We start from the raw sequence: 14591 nt of genomic DNA, 5'->3' as shown, positions 1-14591 counted from the left end.
TGCAGGCTCGCTGGCTGCAGAGGCCTGCACGAGCGGCCTCAGCGGGCCCGCAGCAGCCAGCCGCTGATCCGGTTTGTCGCCAGCAGTCGGCAGGCGAGCAGGGAGAGCACCAGCAGCACCGGCACCTTCACCAGCTCCCACCACAGCAGCTTGCCCTGCGGGCCGAACACCATCAGCCAGACCACCAGCATCATGTGCAGGCAGTAGAGACCCAGCACTTTGGGGGCCTGGCGCTCCAGCCAGCTGCCCCTGCCCCAGTTTGGGTTGGCCAGCAGCAGGCCGAACAGGCCGAGCGCCCAGGGCAGGGAGCCCAGCAGAAAGTCGTGACGGTTGAGGGGCACGGCGGCGAAACGCAGCAGGCCCGCGGCCTCCAGGGCATAGAGCCCCATCCCCGCCACCATCAGCAGGGCGCTGCGCCTGGCATCCGGCTGCCAGCCACGCAGGCGCAGCTCGGCGCCTAGGGCCACGAACAGCAGGGAGAAGAAGGGGCCGTTGCGGGTCAGCAGGGCCCACTCGCCCCCTAGCAGCGGGCCATAGGAGCCGCCGATCAGGGCCAGCCCGTAGAGCAGGGCGCCCGCCACCAGAGCCAGTCGGGGCAGCCTGACTCGCCAGCAGAGGGCCAGCAGCAGGACGGCCAGCATCAGGGCGGGCAGGAACCAGAGGTGGATCATGCCACCCACCCACCAGGCGTTGAGAGGATCCCCCAGCTGCATCTGCCACTGGCCCGCCATGCTGGTCAGATAGCCTTCCGTCATGGCCGCGACCGGGTTGAAGGGCACCAGTAGATAGAGCAGGCTCCAGGCCAGCCAGAGCCCTAGCAGGGGGCGGCAGTAGCGCAGCGCCACCGCCATCGGCTTGCCTGCGGCGAGGGCGGGTTGCAGGAAGTAGCCGGCGCAGAGGAAGAAGAGCGGCACCGCGAAGCGGCACAGCTGGTTGATGATGGCCCCGAGCCAGAGGTAGGGGGTGCCGTCCCAGAGAGTGGGATCGAACGGATTGCTGAAGGGGGAGAGGTGAATGGTCATCACGGCCAGGATGGCCAGGACTCGCCCGCACTCGATGCTGGAGATGCGCATGATGGTTTCCGACGGCTGAAACCCGGCACCCTAGCAGCCGGGCACATGCCTCTTCCAGCCGGGGGGTCGTCAACTGTGACCCCCATCGGTGGCCGGTTACCCTTTGTTACCCGGGGGATGGGCAGGGTTACCCCGGGTGGGAGGCGGATCCCGTTTTGGTGTCGGTAAAAGCCCTAGAGCAGGGCGACCAGCACTGTCGCGACGGCGCCCGTCAGCAGCAGGGCGATGCCGCGGCCAGCCGGGCCGTGCAGCTTGTTCCACATCAGCAAACTGGTGAGGGCCAGCAGCAGCATGGAGAGGGCCGCGAGATCGCCGACCAGTTGCCAGGAGAGGCCAGTGCCCATGCCGCGATGCAGCCGGTTGAGGCTGGCGGCGACGTTGGCCCGCTGCAGCTCGGTCTGCACCAGCAGGGTACCCTCCACATAACTGGCGGCCAGGCTCTGGCGGAGGGTGACGCCGCGCAGCTCCCAGCGAGCCGGCAGGGTGAGGGGGCCTGTGGGGGTGGGCAGGGTCCGGGCCGGGGTGATGCTGATCCGCCCCTCCTCCAAGCCCTCGGGGTAACGCTGTTGCAGCAGGGCTTTCAGTGCGTCAGGGCTCGCCAGCGGCGTGGTCAGCGCTATCTCCTCGCTCGACTTTTCGGTGTGGGGGCCGGGCAGGGGCAGCACGGCCCTGTGCTGGAGCCAGAGGCCGGTCAGGCCGTAGAGCAGCATCAGGGTGAGGGTGGCAAAGCCCGCCCAGGCGTGGATGCGGCGCACCCACTTGTTGTTGTGAAGGGGGAGTCTTTTGGGTTTCATCATGGTGGCGCGTCATAAAAAAACTGGCCAGCAGAGGCTGGCCAGTTTGGCTGTGGGCAGGAGGATCAGAAGCGGTAGGCGGCGGTGAGATTCAGCTGACGGGGGCTGCCCGGCATGATCTGGGCCGCGCTGGTGGCGCTGACGAAGTAGTCGTGGTCGGTCAGGTTCTCCACGCTGAGCTGGGCATCCCAGTGCTGCCAGCGGTAGCCGGCGCGGGCGTCATAGCGGGCGTAGCCCGGCAGCACTGTGGTGTTGGCGTTGTCGGCGAAGCGATCCCCCACCGCCGTCACCCCGGTTTCCCCATACCAGCCCTGCTTGCCGCTCTGGTAGCCGGCGAACAGCTGGCCGTTCTCGCGGGAGACGTTCATCGGCCGCTTGCCCTGCAGATCCGCATCCGCCTTGACCTGCTCCGCATCCTGGATGGCGATGCCGCCGTGCAGGTAGAAGGCGTCGGTGAGCTGGGCGCGGGCGCTCAGCTCTATGCCGTCGGTGCGCTGCAGGCCGGTGAGGAGCACCTTGGTGGGAGCCAGCGGATCCTTGCTGCGCTTGTTGTACATCTCCAGCCGGTAGAGGGAGAGGGTGGTGGCCAGGCGGCCGTTCAGCCAGTCGCTCTTCACGCCCCCCTCGTAGAGCCGGGTGTGCTGGGGATCCAGGTTGTTGTTCTTGTCCCCCGGAGTGATGCCGATCAGCTCACCGCCGACCGGGGTGAAGGTCTTGCTGTAGGAGGTGTAGAAGGCGTGCTCCTCGATGGGGTTCCACACCAGGCCCAGACGGGGGCTCAGGCTGGTGACCGAGAGGGTCTCCTCCTTGTCGAGGTCGTTGCGGCGGCTGGTGACGATGAACGCGTCCCGGCGCAGGCCGCCGAGCAGGTGCCAGTCCCCCAGGCTGAGCTGATCCTGCACATAGAGGCCGTAGCCACGCACCCTGTGTCTGGCGTCGCTGGAGAGCTTCATGGCACCGTTGTAGCTGGGCAGTGAACCCGGATCGTACAGGTTGCCCGGGGGGATAGCGGTAGCGTTCTGATAGAGCTTGGGGGTGCGCTCCTGCCAGCTCTGCTCCAGGCCCACCAGCAGGCGATGCTCGACGGGACCGGTCTGCAACTGGCCTTCCGCTTCCGTGTTGCTGGTCAGGTTGTTGGCCTTGAGATCCTGCTGCCAGCGGGCGCGGGTCACCTGGTCGCCCTTGACGCTGGTGACATAGGTGTTGTCGAACTGGCTGTCGAGGCTGGTGTAGCCGAGCTGCTGGCGCAGTTGCCACTGCTCGTTCAGATCCCAGGTGAGCTGGGAGCGGGTGGACTGGGCCACGTCATCGATGAAGTCGCGGCTGGTGTCGCTGTAGACGATCTCGATGGGGACATCGGCCGGGCGACCGTTGACCCCGGGGATGCCGCGATCCGGGGTGCGATCGCTGCCGTTGCGCTCGTACTGCACCAGCCAGTTCAGCTTGTCGGTGATCTCCCAGTTGGCGGACGGGGCCAGCAGGGTGCGCTTGCTGGTCACGCCGTCGCGAAAACTCTCCTTGTCCTCCTGGGCCAGGTTGAGGCGCAGCTGCACCCGCTCGCCTGCCTCGGCATTGAGATCCGCGGCGAGGCGCTGGCTGTCGAAGCTGCCGACCCGGGCGGTGACGCTGGAGGCCTGGCCCCGTTGCGGCTTCTTGCTGACCCGGTTGACTATGCCCCCGGTGCTGCCACGGCCGTAGAGCACGGCGGCCGGCCCCTTGAGCACCTCGACCCGCTCTATGTTGCCAAGGTCGCGGGTGTACTGCATGTCGTCCCGCAGACCGTCGAGGTAGAAGTCGTTGCTGGCATTGAAGCCGCGGATGTTGACGCCGTCGAAGCGGGTGTCGCCGCTGGCGTTGACCCCGGGGATGCCGCTCAGGGCCTCGCTCAGGGTCGGTTGGCCGTAGGCGGTCAGCTCGCTGGCGGAGACGCTCTCTATGGTCTGGGGCACCAGCTTGGCCGGGGTGCTGGTGCGGGTGGCGGTGGCCACCTCTTCGTGCTGGCTGCGTTTGCCGACCACAGTGAGGGTCTCGTCTTCGGCCTGGGCGCTGGCGCAAAGGGACAGCAAGGCGACGCCCAGCAGGGCGCGCGGGGGGTTGGGGTTATGCATCTGCGTGTGACTCTTCTAATCGACCTGTTGGCCTGAACTTATTGATTTATTAGTAATTATTAAAATGCTCCCGATGCGGGAGGGCGCTAATGATATTTATTTTCATTTGGCTGGCAAGGCAAAGATGCAAAAAGCCCACACCTACGACCAGTTTTGCGGTCAGTTGAGGCTCATTGCTCTGATGCAACGCATCGGATGAGTCTTGGTTGTGGCAAAGGGCTGGTTTACCATCCGGGTTCGGTGGCACCGATGCCGCCCCAGGGAAACAGGAAACGGAACATGGAAGAGATCATCAGGGCAGACCTTCATAACCGGCAGCACGGCGAGGCGCTGGTCTATCTGCTCAACGAATACGCGAAAGACGAGATGGGCGGGGGCAGCCCCCTCGCCGATGAGGTGAAGGCCAATCTGGCGCAGGCCCTGGCGGCGAGAAGCGGTGCCCATGTGTTGCTGGCCTGGGTCGATGGGCAGCCGGCCGGGGTGGCCACCTGCTTCGAGGGCTTCTCGACCTTCGCCTGCCGGCCCCTGCTCAACCTCCACGACCTTGCGGTGCACCCGGATCATCGCGGGCGCGGCCTCGGCAAACGGCTGCTGGCACAGGTGGAGCGGCTCGCCCGGGAGCTCGACTGCTGCAAGCTGACCCTGGAGGTGCTGGAGGGCAACAGGGTGGCCCAGGCCGCCTACCTGGCCAGCGGTTTCGAGGGTTATGAGCTGAACTCGCAGGTGGGTCGGGCCCTGTTCTGGCAGAAGAAACTCTAGCCTCTGTGGCTCAGCCCCCCAGCGGGAGGGGAGAATGAAAAACGGCGCGCAGAGGGATCTGCGCGCCGTTTTGTCTGGGGCCGGTGTTAGAAGTCGTAACGGGCCGCCAGCTGGAAGTCATCCTTGGTGTTCAGCTTGCCGCTGTCATTGCTGTCCAGGTTGTTGATGCGGTACTCGCCGATGACCCTCAGGTTTTTGTTGAACTTGTACTGGGCACCCAGGGTGTAGTAGTCGATGGAGTCGTAGTCGCTCTTGCCGCTCTGCTCCACCTTCTGCTTGTTCCACAGGGCCATCAGGCCGAAGCCGCTCTCGAAGTTGTAACCCAGGGCCCCTTCCCAGCCGGTGTGATCCTTGCCGGTGGCCAGGAAGTCGCTGCCGTCTGCGTAGCTCAGGGCGGCATAGACGGCCTTGTTGTCGTACTTGGCGGAGAGCAGCCACAGCTTGGCATCCTCTTCACCGCTCTTGTCGCGGATACCCACGTTGTAGGCGGTACCCAGGGCCAGGTTGAACGGGAAGGTGTAGGCCAGGGCGGCACCGTAGGCGGCATCGCTGTCCTTGCTGGTGGTCTCTTCGGTGTCACCGCCGTCGAACTTGTAGCTGGTATCGACCTGGAAGCCGTTGAACAGGCCGGAGTATTTCAGCACAGAGCCGGCACGGTTGGTGGCGAAGGTGTCGGTCTTGGCGCCCAGGGCGTCGTTGCCGTAGCCGTCGGAGAGGGAGACGTCGGTCCAGTCGGCCAGCAGGCCGGGGGCGCCCTTCTGGCGACCGAAGGTGACATTGCCCCAGTCGGCACCCACCCCGGCGAAGGCCAGGCGGGTACGCATGTTGTCGGAGTTCTCGCTGACGGTCTTCTCGCTGTCATTGACGTAGATCTGCAATTCGTACTGGGCCAGGGCCTTGAGACCCGGGTTGATCTCGCTCTCTACCTTGGCGCCCAGGCGGACGAACTGGTTGGCACCCTGCTTGTCGCTGTATTCGTTCTTGATGTCGCCATTGGCATCCAGCTCCTTCTTCTCGCCGAAGAACTGGCCGGCGTAGATGCGGCCATAGAGATCGAGCAGAGTGGAGTCATTTTTATAGACTTCGACGGCTTGAGCCTGGAAGGCGGCGGTGAGAGCCAATGCTACTACTGTCAGCTTTTTCATCATGATCCCTTGTGTTGCAAGCTTCTGTTTTAAAAGACGGGGCCATGCTAGAAGTGACAGATGACAGCGGGGTGACCGGGGTGTGAACAAGCCGTGGCGGTTTCATGTCAGCGGGATGAAAACCGGGATTTATGTGGCTGGTCGCCACTTTTGCGCGCAAAGGTTTGCCCTTGTGGTAGAATGCCGCCCGTTTTCGAGCTCCTAAGGTTGGATATGCGATGAGACGTGAACTGGCAATCGAATTTTCCCGAGTGACGGAAGCGGCTGCACTGGCTGGCTACAAGTGGCTCGGACGTGGTGACAAGAATATCGCCGATGGCGCGGCCGTTGCGGCCATGCGTCACATCCTCAATCAGATCCAGATCGATGGCGAGATTGTGATAGGCGAGGGGGAGATCGACGAAGCCCCCATGCTCTACATCGGCGAGAAGGTGGGCACGGGTCAGGGCGACGCCGTGGACATCGCGGTCGACCCCATAGAGGGCACCCGCATGACCGCCATGGGGCAGTCCAATGCCCTGGCCGTGCTGGCCGTCGGCGACAAGGGCTCCTTCCTCAAGGCCCCCGACATGTACATGGAGAAGCTGATCGTGGGCCCGGGTGCCAAGGGCGCCATCGATCTCGATCAGGCCCTGGAGCTGAACCTCAAGGCCGTCGCCAAGGCGCTCGGCAAGCCCCTCTCCCGCCTGACCGTCATCACCCTGGCCAAGCCGCGTCATGACAAGGCGATCAAGGAGATGCAGGGGCTGGGCGTGCGGGTGTTCGCCATCCCCGACGGGGACGTGGCCGCCTCCATCCTCACCTGTCTGCCTGACAGCGAAGTGGACATGCTCTATGGCATCGGCGGCGCTCCGGAAGGGGTGATCTCGGCGGCGGTGATCCGCGCCCTGGACGGCGACATGCAGGCGCGCCTGGTGCCCCGTCACCAGGTCAAGGGGGACAGCCCCGAGGTGCGTGCCCTGGGCGAGCAGGAGATTGCCCGTTGCCAGGAGCTCGGCATCGACGTGAGCAAGGTGCTCAAGCTGGAAGATCTGGCCAAGAATGACAACGTCATCTTCTCGGCCACCGGCATCACCAAGGGTGATCTGCTGGAAGGCATCACCAGCAATGGCGTCATGGCGACCACGGAGACCCTGCTGATCCGCGGCAAGTCACGCACCATCCGCCGCATCAAGTCGATTCACTTCCTGGATCGCAAGGACAGCGTGGTGCGCGACATCATTCTCTGATGAGAGTGGGTTGAACCTGCTGCAAGATGAAAAGCCCGACCGCTGCTGCCGTCGGGCTTTTTGTTGCCCTGCGTCCGGGTCTGGACTATTTAGCGGGACAGGGCGGATAAGGCTAAGGGGAATCGGGGCCCTTTGATAGACTGCTTCGCCATGCACAGGAATGCATCATATGGAATGTCGTCAAGGTTGCGGTGCCTGCTGCACAGCCCCCAGTATCAGCAGTGCCATCCCCGGCATGCCGGAGGGCAAGCCGGCCGGCGTTCCCTGTGTTCAGCTCGACCAGTGGCTGGGCTGCAAGATCTTCGGCCAGCCCGAGCGTCCTGCGGTGTGCAGCAGCTTTCGGCCCATGCAGGACGTGTGCGGCTCACACCGCCAGGAGGCCGTCTGGCTTATCGGCGAGATGGAGCGGCTGACTGCCTGAGGCGAGGTGGTGGCTCGTCCGATGATGTGGCGATGTCCGCAACGACATCACCTTGTCCGATTACGCCGCTGCGCGGCTAATCGAACCTACATGGCCAATCAAGCCTCCACATCCAGCCGTTCTCGTAGGTTCGAATAGCGAAGCGTATTCGAACGATCGCGAAACGTGGAGAAACCCGGAATAGAAAAAGGCCGCAATTGCGGCCTTTTTTTGTCTCCCGTGACGGGGAAGGTCAGACGTCGGCCAGTTGCAGGGCCTGACGATAGTACTCGTTGGCCTTGTTGGTGAGACGGCGCTTGTCCATCACCTGCCCGAGGGCATGGTAGAGGGCGGCATCCGGCCGCTTCGCCACTTCCTGCTCCAGCAGGTGCTGGGCCTCGTCCAGCTGGCCGGCCAGCAGGTAGACTCGCGCCAGTGCCGCCTCGGCGCCCGGCTGATCCTGGATCTTCTTGAGCAGGGTCAGCATGGGCTGATAGTCATCCAGCCTGAGCTTGGGCAGGCGGGCGAACAGCTCGGGGGAGGGATCCTTGCGCAGGGCCTCCAGCCAGAGGTCGGCCGCCTCGCTGTCGGCACCGAGCCGGCGCAGACGATCCCCGTAGCTGGCCAGCAGTGCGGGGTCCTGACGCAGCTTGCGGGGCAGCGCCTGCCACACCGGGCGCAGGGTCTCGAGGGCGCCGCTGGCGGCCTCGAGACGGCCAATCCAGGCCTGGTGCAGCAGCGCCTCTTCCTGCTGGGCGGTCAACTTGCCCACCTTGCGCAGGGCCGGGGCGAGATCGATGAGGGCCGCCCAGTCTTCCCGGGCCAGATAGACCTGGCGCAGCTGATCCAGCACCATGGGATGGCGCGGGTGCAGGGCGTAGACGGACTCGAGCCGACCGAGGGCACTGTCGTACTGGCCCTGCTCTATCTGCAGCTGGGTCTGGATCAGGGTCAATGCCAGCTCGGCCTTGGGGTTCTCCTCCTGCGCCTTTTGCAGGTAGTGATCCCGGCGCACGTCATCGCCTCTGGCCTGGGCCACCTTGGCGGCACTCAGATAGTTGAGCAGCGGGGTGTCGCTGTTGTCGGCCCCCTTGATCAGCAGCTTCTCGGCCTGGTTGTAGTGCCCCTCGGCCATGGCCAGGGTGGCATTCACCGTTTGCAGGTTCGCCTTGCGGCGACGGCGCGAGCCGAACCAGCCCTGGGTCTTGCGGCGCAGGCCGAAGACCCGGCCCAGCACCCACTCGACGATGAGCAGGGCACCGTAGAAGAGCACCGCCAGGATCACGGCGCTGGTGACCGAAGACTCCACCGTGTAGTTGCCGAGCGAGATGAGCACATAGCCCTTGTTGCCGGACGCTTCGGGGCCGAAGATCAGGCCCGCGACCATCACGGCCACCACGACGATCAGACGAATCATGGTCTCCTCCTCAGTTGCCGGCCAGGATGCGTTGCAGGCGCTCGGTCAGCACCTGTTCCAGCATGGCCTGGGTCTTGAACTGATCCGGGTAGTCAAACTGGATCTGCTCGTCTTTGAGCTTGTCGAGCTCGGACTGCATGTACTGGGTCGCGCTGTTGTCGGTATCGAAGTACTGGGTCAGCCAGCGCTGGGCCTTCTCCAGGCTGTCGGTATAGAGCGCCTGCTGCTCGCGATAGACGGCGAGCTGGGCCTGCAACAGCTTGGTCTTGAGGTTCTCCCGCAGGAAGATCTCCTGCTGCGGTGAGAGCAGGGCCTCCACGGCCCCGTCGCGGCGACGTATGGTGATGAAGTTCTCGGTGAACTTGACCCAGTTCTTCTTGAGATTGCTCTCCCACTCGTCCGGATTGGTGCTGACCGCCTGATCCGGCTCGGCCTTGGCTTGTGGCATGCTCACGGTGGAGAGGGGCAGCAGCTCTATCTGGTCCGACAGCGCGGCCAGCTTCAGGGTCAAGCCTTCGCGATCGACCCGCGGCATCCCCTTGAGCTTGGTTATGTCTTCCGCCAGCGCCTTGCGAATGGGCATCAGGCTGGGGTCGTTGAGCGCCTTGATCCGCTCGTCGGCGTTGCCGAGCAATGTGATGGCGGAGACGATGTCGTGTTCCAGCCACAGCTTGCGGCCCGCCATGCGTACCAGGTATTCGGATTCGGCCAGCATCCAGTCGTTGGGGCGCTTGTCGTCGAGATCCAGCACCTTGTGCTGCAGGGCGTCCAGCGCCTCCTGCTGCTGTTGCTGGTTCTTGCCGAGGGCGCTGAACTGTTCGGCATCCTTGCTGTTGTTCTGCTCCAGCTTGCCCATGGCCTCGGCCAGCTGCAGCTTGAGGGCGCCGAGTTCGGCCTGCTGGGCGACGGCATTCTGGTGGCCGTGCAGATAGAGGCCGCCGGTCAGCCCCAGGGCCAGCAGGATGGCAACGCCACCGAGGACGACGCCGGCGCCGCCCTTCTTGTTGCCGACGGCCTTGTGCTCGGGCTTGTTGTTGTCGGCCCCGGGGGCCGCAGCACTCGGCTGGACTTCTTGCTGTTCAGTCATTCCATCTTCCTCAGTTCCAGGGCGGCCACCAGAGCCTGGTTGGATGCACCTTGGGCAATCACGATACGGGTAAAACCAGCTCCCTCGGCCATCTCGGCCACCCGGGGACTGGGCACCACCAGCAGGCGGTCATAAAGCCAGGGTCGCTGCGGGCCGGGCACCAGGGCCAGCAACCGCTGCAAGAGTTCACCACTGGTGATGAGCAGGCTGTCGAGGCCGGCTGCCTGCCAGTGGCGGGTCAATGCGTCCCCGTCGAGCTCGGGGTAGTGGCGCTCGTAGGTGGCACAATAGTGCACCAGTGCGCCGCGTGAGGCCAGTGTCCGGGCGATGAGATCCCGCCCGTCGTTGCCGCGCAGGATCAGCACCCGCTTGCCGCTCACCCCTTGCAGGGGCGGCAGGGCCAGCAGGCCTTCACTGCGGGGATCGGTCGGGCAGAGGGCCTGGACACCCACCTCGCTGAAGGCATCCGCGCTCGCCTGACCGACCGCAAAGTAGTCAATATGTGGCCAGGTCAGACCAGTTTGCAACAGAAAATGATGAGCAAATTTAACGGCATGGGCGCTGACGGCGATGATGATGTCCGTTTGGGGCAGCTGTTCGGGCAGGCGGGGGAGTTCACTGCCCGGCCGGGTTTCCAGCAGCGGGCAGCACAGTGGTGCATGGCCCTGCTGGCGCAGCAACTGCACCAGCAGGGTGGCCTGGGCGGCCGGGCGCACCACCAGCGGGACCATCAGGCGGCGCTCCGGGCACATGACCATGAACCGGTCCGCGCTGCACTCATGCCCGGTAGACCTCGGCCAGAATGGCGTCGGCGCCGGCGGCCAGCAGACGCTGGGCCAGGGCGTGGCCCAGTGCCTCGCCGTCCGCCAGCGGACCGCGGATCTCGTCCCGGATCACCCGGGTGCCATCCGGGCTGCCCACCAGGCCGCGCAGCCAGACCTCGTCCCCCTGCACCAGGGCATAGGCACCGATAGGCACCTGACAGCCCCCTTGCAGGGCGCGGTTCATGGCGCGCTCGGTCAGCACCCGGATTCGGGTTTCGGCGTGTTCCAGCGGCGCCAGCAGGGCGTGCAGCTCAACATCGTCCTGGCGGCATTCGATGCCGACGGCTCCCTGGCCGTTGGCGGGCAGGCTCTGCTCCGGCTCGAGGAAGGCGGTGATGCGGTGGGCCATCTCCAGCCGTTTCAGGCCGGCGGCGGCGAGTATGATGGCGTCGTACTCACCGGCATCCAGCTTGGCGAGGCGGGTGTTGACGTTGCCGCGCAGGTCGCGGATCACCAGATCCGGGCGGGCGGCCCGCAGCTGGCACTGGCGGCGCAGGCTGGAGGTACCGACCACGGCCCCCTGGGGCAGCTCGTCTATCTGCTTGAAACGGTTGGAGACGAAGGCATCGCGCGGGTCTTCGCGCTCGCAGATGGTGTGCAGGCCGAGCCCCTCGGGGAACTCCACCGGCACGTCCTTCATGGAGTGGACGGCGATGTCGGCCCGCCCTTCCAGCATGGCAGTCTCCAGCTCCTTGACGAAGAGCCCCTTGCCGCCGACCTTGGCCAGCGGCGTATCCAGGATCTTGTCACCCTGGGTGCTCATGGGGACCAGTTCGACTCGCAGATCGGGATAGAGGGCTTCCAGCCGATCTTTTACAAAGTTGGCCTGCCACAGGGCCAGTGGGCTCTTGCGAGTGGCAATTCTCAGGGTTCGGGCTGCCATATCAATCAGTTGTTTCATCTTTAGTGAGGAAAACGATCTTACCACCCTTTGCATGGGCTTTCATGGCGCAGCCGGCAAAAGCGGGGCCAAGCTCAAAAAGGGTCGCTGAAATTAATTTTCATTCGCTCATTATATGATGGCAACTAATTGAAAATATTATTTTTTATTGCTTTCCATTGATACCGTTACGGGGCGTGCCAGAAATAATCCGGTGATTGTGTGCGGGCTTGTTTACCACTGCTGTTTGCATTGTTAACATGATCACACTTTTTTGACGTCTCCCCGTTTTGGTGCGTCATTTCTCTTCCCCATAGGTAGGGCATTGCTGGTAAAACTCGACACGCTGGTGGCGCGCTACGACGAGCTGAATCGTCTCAAGACGCAACGAGCGTTGGATCTCATGAGTCGCTATGGGCAGCAGGTCTTCCAACTGCTGCCTGTCATGCTGCACTTCAATCATCCCCTTCTGCCCGGTTATGTGGCAGGGGACGTGCCTCATGGTATCTGGAGTTTCGTCGCCAACGAGGCCCAGCAGGCCTTCATCCAGGATCTGTGCCAGAACGCCAACTGTCAGGGCGGCCTCAGCACCCACGATAAGTCGATCCAGGGCCTCTACTCCATGGGCAGCACCTCCTCCATCGGTCAGTGCTGCCACTCGGATCTCGACATCTGGGTCTGTCACGTGGCCGGCTTGTCCCAGGAACGCCTCGCCCTGCTGGAGCAGAAGTGCCAGCACCTCTCCCTGTGGGCCGAGCAGCGCGGGGTCGATCTCAACTTCTTCCTGATCCCCGAAGACAAGTTCCGCCAGCGCAACGATGCCCAGATGCAGGGGGAGAGCTGCGGCAGCGCCCAGCACCTGCTGCTGCTCGACGAGTTCTATCGCAGTGCCATGCACATCGCGGGCAAGCGGCTGCTCTGGTATCTGGTGCCGGCTGAATACGACGATCACTACGACGACTACGTCAACGGCCTGTTCGCCCACGGCAAGTTGAGCCAGGATGACTGGCTCGACCTCGGGGGCTTCGACCGTATCCCCGCCGAGGAGTACTTCGGCTCAGCCCTGTGGCAGCTCTACAAGGGCATAGATTCCCCCTACAAGGCGGTGCTCAAGTCGGTGCTGATGGAGGCTTACTCCCACGAGTATCCCAACACCCGGCTGCTGTCGGTGACCAGCCGCGACTGGTTCCAGCACAACGAGGGGATGCACTACCGGCTCGACAACTACTGCCTGATGCTGGACAAGGTGACCAACTACCTGAAATCCATCGGCGACATGCAGCGCCTGGATCTGGTGCGCCGCTGCTTCTATCTCAAGGTGTGCGACGGTCTGAGCCATCCGAAGGAGGATCACTCCCCGGACTGGCGCCGGGAGCAGATGGCCCAGCTGGTGGCCTACTGGGGCTGGAGTCCGGAGCGGCTGCATCACCTGGATCATCGCCAGGAGTGGAAGGTCGAGGACGTCAAGGTGGCCTACGCCGAGTTGCTGGAGGCCCTGATGCAGAGCTACCGCAACCTCATCCAGTTCGCCCGGCGCAACAACATCAGCGAGTCCATCAACCCGGAAGACATCGGCATACTGTCGCGCAAGCTCTATGCCGCCTTCGAGAGCCTGCCGGGCAAGGTGCAGCGCATCAACCTCAAGATAGCGCCGGATCTCGGCGAACCGGATCTCAGCCTGGTACAGGTGCCCCACGGCCGCCTGAATCGCGCCGGCTGGTATCTCTACAAGCATTCCCTCGAGCCCGCCGACATCATAGGTCGGGCGCCGCTCGAATATAACGGCTACATCAGCAAGCTGGTGGCCTGGGCCTACTTCAACGGCCTGCTGACGCCCCAGTCCAGGGTGCACCTGTTCAATCAGGGCTCGGATCTGCACATCGACAACCTGCACCAGTTCTGCCGCGATCTCTCTGGGACCTTCCCGGTCAAGTACCCCCGCGCCACCAACCTGGCCCTGAGCCGCCCCTGCGAGATCCACCAGCTCTCCATCTTCCTGAACCTGGAGACGGATCCGTCCAGCCACTGGGTGGGCCAGGTGATCGAGTTCGACGCCAATGCCGCGGATGTCTTCTCCTTCGGCCGCAACCAGGAGTGTCTGGTGGGATCCGTGGACCTCGTCTATCGCAACTCCTGGAGCGAGATCCGCACCCTGCACTTCCAGGGGGAGGAGGCGGTGGTGGATGCCCTCACCACCATACTCGGCAAGATGCACCAGGATGCCGCCGCCCCCGAGAAGATAGAGGTGTTCTGCTACAGCCAGCACTTCCGCTCCCTGGTGCGCGCCCGCTTTCAGCAGCTGGTGGCCGAGTGCATCGAGCTGCGTCTGGCCCGGGACAAGCAGCAGCTGGTCAAGACGCTGGCGCTGGGGAAAGAGAAGTACGGCATCTTCTTCGAGCGGCGCGGGGTCTCGGTGAAGAAGCTGGAAAACGCCATCGACTTCTATCGCCACATCTCCCACAACAAGCTGGATCACCTGCCGCTGCGGCTCGACAAGACCCACAGCCAGCACCTGCCCGGCATAGTCGACGCCTACGCCAGCGAAGGGCTGGTGCAGTTCTTCTTCGATACCCGGGATGCGGGCACCAACATCTATATCCTGGACGAGGCGAACCGGGTGGAGATCTACCAGCACTTCGCCGGCAACAAGGACGAGCTGGTGCAGGGGGTGAACCGCTTCTACACCTCGGGCCACGAGCGATTCAGCAATGCGGGCCAGTTCAGCAACTTCAACCTGCCCCAGTATTACGAGATCGTGCAGATGGGCGACAAGCTGGAGGTGATCCCCTACCGCAGCCAGAGCCCGCAGCGGGACAATCCGGGGGCGGCCCGGGAAGTCGGGTGAGGGAAGCGGGATGATGTGCCGGTCTAGCGC

General features: G+C 64.0%; 12 protein-coding genes. 4 read left to right on the top strand and 8 right to left on the bottom strand.

From position 1 onward, the window contains the following. Positions 1-38: 38 nt before the first annotated feature. From AAHB08_RS10875 to AAHB08_RS10865, 3 genes are all read right to left on the bottom strand, one after another. Complete coding sequence (locus tag AAHB08_RS10875; RefSeq protein WP_139439195.1) at positions 39-1073, bottom strand: acyltransferase family protein; 1035 nt, start codon at positions 1071-1073, stop codon at positions 39-41. 173 nt (positions 1074-1246) lie between these two features. Beyond that, entirely contained in the window at positions 1247-1867 is a 621-nt protein-coding gene (locus AAHB08_RS10870; protein WP_342058975.1) for a PepSY-associated TM helix domain-containing protein, read from the bottom strand. A 65-nt stretch (positions 1868-1932) separates the two neighbouring features. Further along, positions 1933-3975 (bottom strand): TonB-dependent receptor, encoded by a 2043-nt coding sequence (locus AAHB08_RS10865; RefSeq protein ID WP_342058927.1) that lies wholly within the window; start codon positions 3973-3975, stop codon positions 1933-1935. Positions 3976-4254: 279 nt separating this feature from the next. On the opposite strand from AAHB08_RS10865, the gene AAHB08_RS10860 reads away from it, so the two are divergent. Next, the gene (locus tag AAHB08_RS10860) at positions 4255-4734 is read left to right on the top strand and encodes a GNAT family N-acetyltransferase (protein ID WP_202047726.1); all 480 of its coding nucleotides are present in this window, start codon (positions 4255-4257) and stop codon (positions 4732-4734) included. A gap of 86 nt (positions 4735-4820) precedes the next feature. Here the strand turns inward: AAHB08_RS10860 and AAHB08_RS10855 are convergent, their stop codons facing one another. Beyond that, a complete protein-coding gene (locus tag AAHB08_RS10855) occupies positions 4821-5879 on the bottom strand; it encodes a porin (RefSeq protein WP_139435509.1) in 1059 nt (352 codons plus the stop codon). Positions 5880-6097: 218 nt separating this feature from the next. Here AAHB08_RS10855 and glpX point away from each other — a divergent pair, with 218 nt between their 5' ends. Together glpX and AAHB08_RS10845 are read left to right on the top strand one after the other, a co-directional pair. Then, a complete protein-coding gene (gene glpX / locus AAHB08_RS10850; RefSeq protein ID WP_041206766.1) occupies positions 6098-7108 on the top strand; it encodes a class II fructose-bisphosphatase in 1011 nt (336 codons plus the stop codon). Positions 7109-7277: 169 nt separating this feature from the next. After that, entirely contained in the window at positions 7278-7529 is a 252-nt protein-coding gene (locus tag AAHB08_RS10845) for a YkgJ family cysteine cluster protein (protein ID WP_025325492.1), read from the top strand. Positions 7530-7761: 232 nt separating this feature from the next. On the opposite strand, the gene AAHB08_RS10840 is transcribed toward AAHB08_RS10845, so the two are convergent. The 4 genes from AAHB08_RS10840 to hemC are packed head-to-tail and all read right to left on the bottom strand — an operon-like array spanning position 7762 to position 11719. Continuing rightward, positions 7762-8925, bottom strand: a complete 1164-nt coding sequence (locus tag AAHB08_RS10840) for a heme biosynthesis HemY N-terminal domain-containing protein (RefSeq protein ID WP_139435507.1) — start codon at positions 8923-8925, stop codon at positions 7762-7764. Positions 8926-8935: 10 nt separating this feature from the next. Then, positions 8936-10012, bottom strand: coding sequence for a uroporphyrinogen-III C-methyltransferase (locus AAHB08_RS10835; RefSeq protein ID WP_342058926.1), 1077 nt, complete (start codon positions 10010-10012; stop codon positions 8936-8938). Further along, positions 10009-10743 carry a uroporphyrinogen-III synthase gene (locus AAHB08_RS10830; protein WP_342058974.1) on the bottom strand — a complete coding sequence of 245 codons (735 nt, stop codon included), beginning with the start codon at positions 10741-10743 and terminating at the stop codon, positions 10009-10011. Before AAHB08_RS10830 ends, AAHB08_RS10835 begins: the two co-directional genes overlap by 4 nt. A 46-nt stretch (positions 10744-10789) precedes the next feature. Further along, positions 10790-11719 carry a hydroxymethylbilane synthase gene (gene hemC / locus AAHB08_RS10825; RefSeq protein WP_319912287.1) on the bottom strand — a complete coding sequence of 310 codons (930 nt, stop codon included), beginning with the start codon at positions 11717-11719 and terminating at the stop codon, positions 10790-10792. Positions 11720-12041: 322 nt separating this feature from the next. Between hemC and AAHB08_RS10820 the strand changes: the two genes are divergently transcribed. Continuing rightward, complete coding sequence (locus AAHB08_RS10820; protein WP_139435501.1) at positions 12042-14561, top strand: class I adenylate cyclase; 2520 nt, start codon at positions 12042-12044, stop codon at positions 14559-14561. The last annotated feature ends 30 nt before the right edge of the window (positions 14562-14591 follow it).

Origin of the sequence: Aeromonas sp. OTU364 (genome assembly GCF_038440395.1) — a bacterium.
In the GTDB taxonomy this organism is placed as follows: domain Bacteria; phylum Pseudomonadota; class Gammaproteobacteria; order Enterobacterales; family Aeromonadaceae; genus Aeromonas.
The sequence above is the reverse complement of the archived record's forward strand: the minus strand, read 5'-3'. Positions and strand labels throughout refer to the sequence as shown.

Excerpts from the sequence above, each read along its gene's own strand:
- AAHB08_RS10875 (WP_139439195.1), bottom strand. The coding sequence starts at position 1,073 with ATGCGCATCTCCAGCATCGAGTGCGGGCGAGTCCTGGCCATCCTGGCC.
- AAHB08_RS10870 (WP_342058975.1), bottom strand. The coding sequence starts at position 1,867 with ATGAAACCCAAAAGACTCCCCCTTCACAACAACAAGTGGGTGCGCCGC.
- AAHB08_RS10865 (WP_342058927.1), bottom strand. The coding sequence starts at position 3,975 with ATGCATAACCCCAACCCCCCGCGCGCCCTGCTGGGCGTCGCCTTGCTG.
- AAHB08_RS10860 (WP_202047726.1), top strand. The coding sequence starts at position 4,255 with ATGGAAGAGATCATCAGGGCAGACCTTCATAACCGGCAGCACGGCGAG.
- AAHB08_RS10855 (WP_139435509.1), bottom strand. The coding sequence starts at position 5,879 with ATGAAAAAGCTGACAGTAGTAGCATTGGCTCTCACCGCCGCCTTCCAG.
- glpX (WP_041206766.1), top strand. The coding sequence starts at position 6,098 with ATGAGACGTGAACTGGCAATCGAATTTTCCCGAGTGACGGAAGCGGCT.
- AAHB08_RS10845 (WP_025325492.1), top strand. The coding sequence starts at position 7,278 with ATGGAATGTCGTCAAGGTTGCGGTGCCTGCTGCACAGCCCCCAGTATC.
- AAHB08_RS10840 (WP_139435507.1), bottom strand. The coding sequence starts at position 8,925 with ATGATTCGTCTGATCGTCGTGGTGGCCGTGATGGTCGCGGGCCTGATC.
- AAHB08_RS10835 (WP_342058926.1), bottom strand. The coding sequence starts at position 10,012 with ATGACTGAACAGCAAGAAGTCCAGCCGAGTGCTGCGGCCCCCGGGGCC.
- AAHB08_RS10830 (WP_342058974.1), bottom strand. The coding sequence starts at position 10,743 with ATGGTCCCGCTGGTGGTGCGCCCGGCCGCCCAGGCCACCCTGCTGGTG.
- hemC (WP_319912287.1), bottom strand. The coding sequence starts at position 11,719 with ATGGCAGCCCGAACCCTGAGAATTGCCACTCGCAAGAGCCCACTGGCC.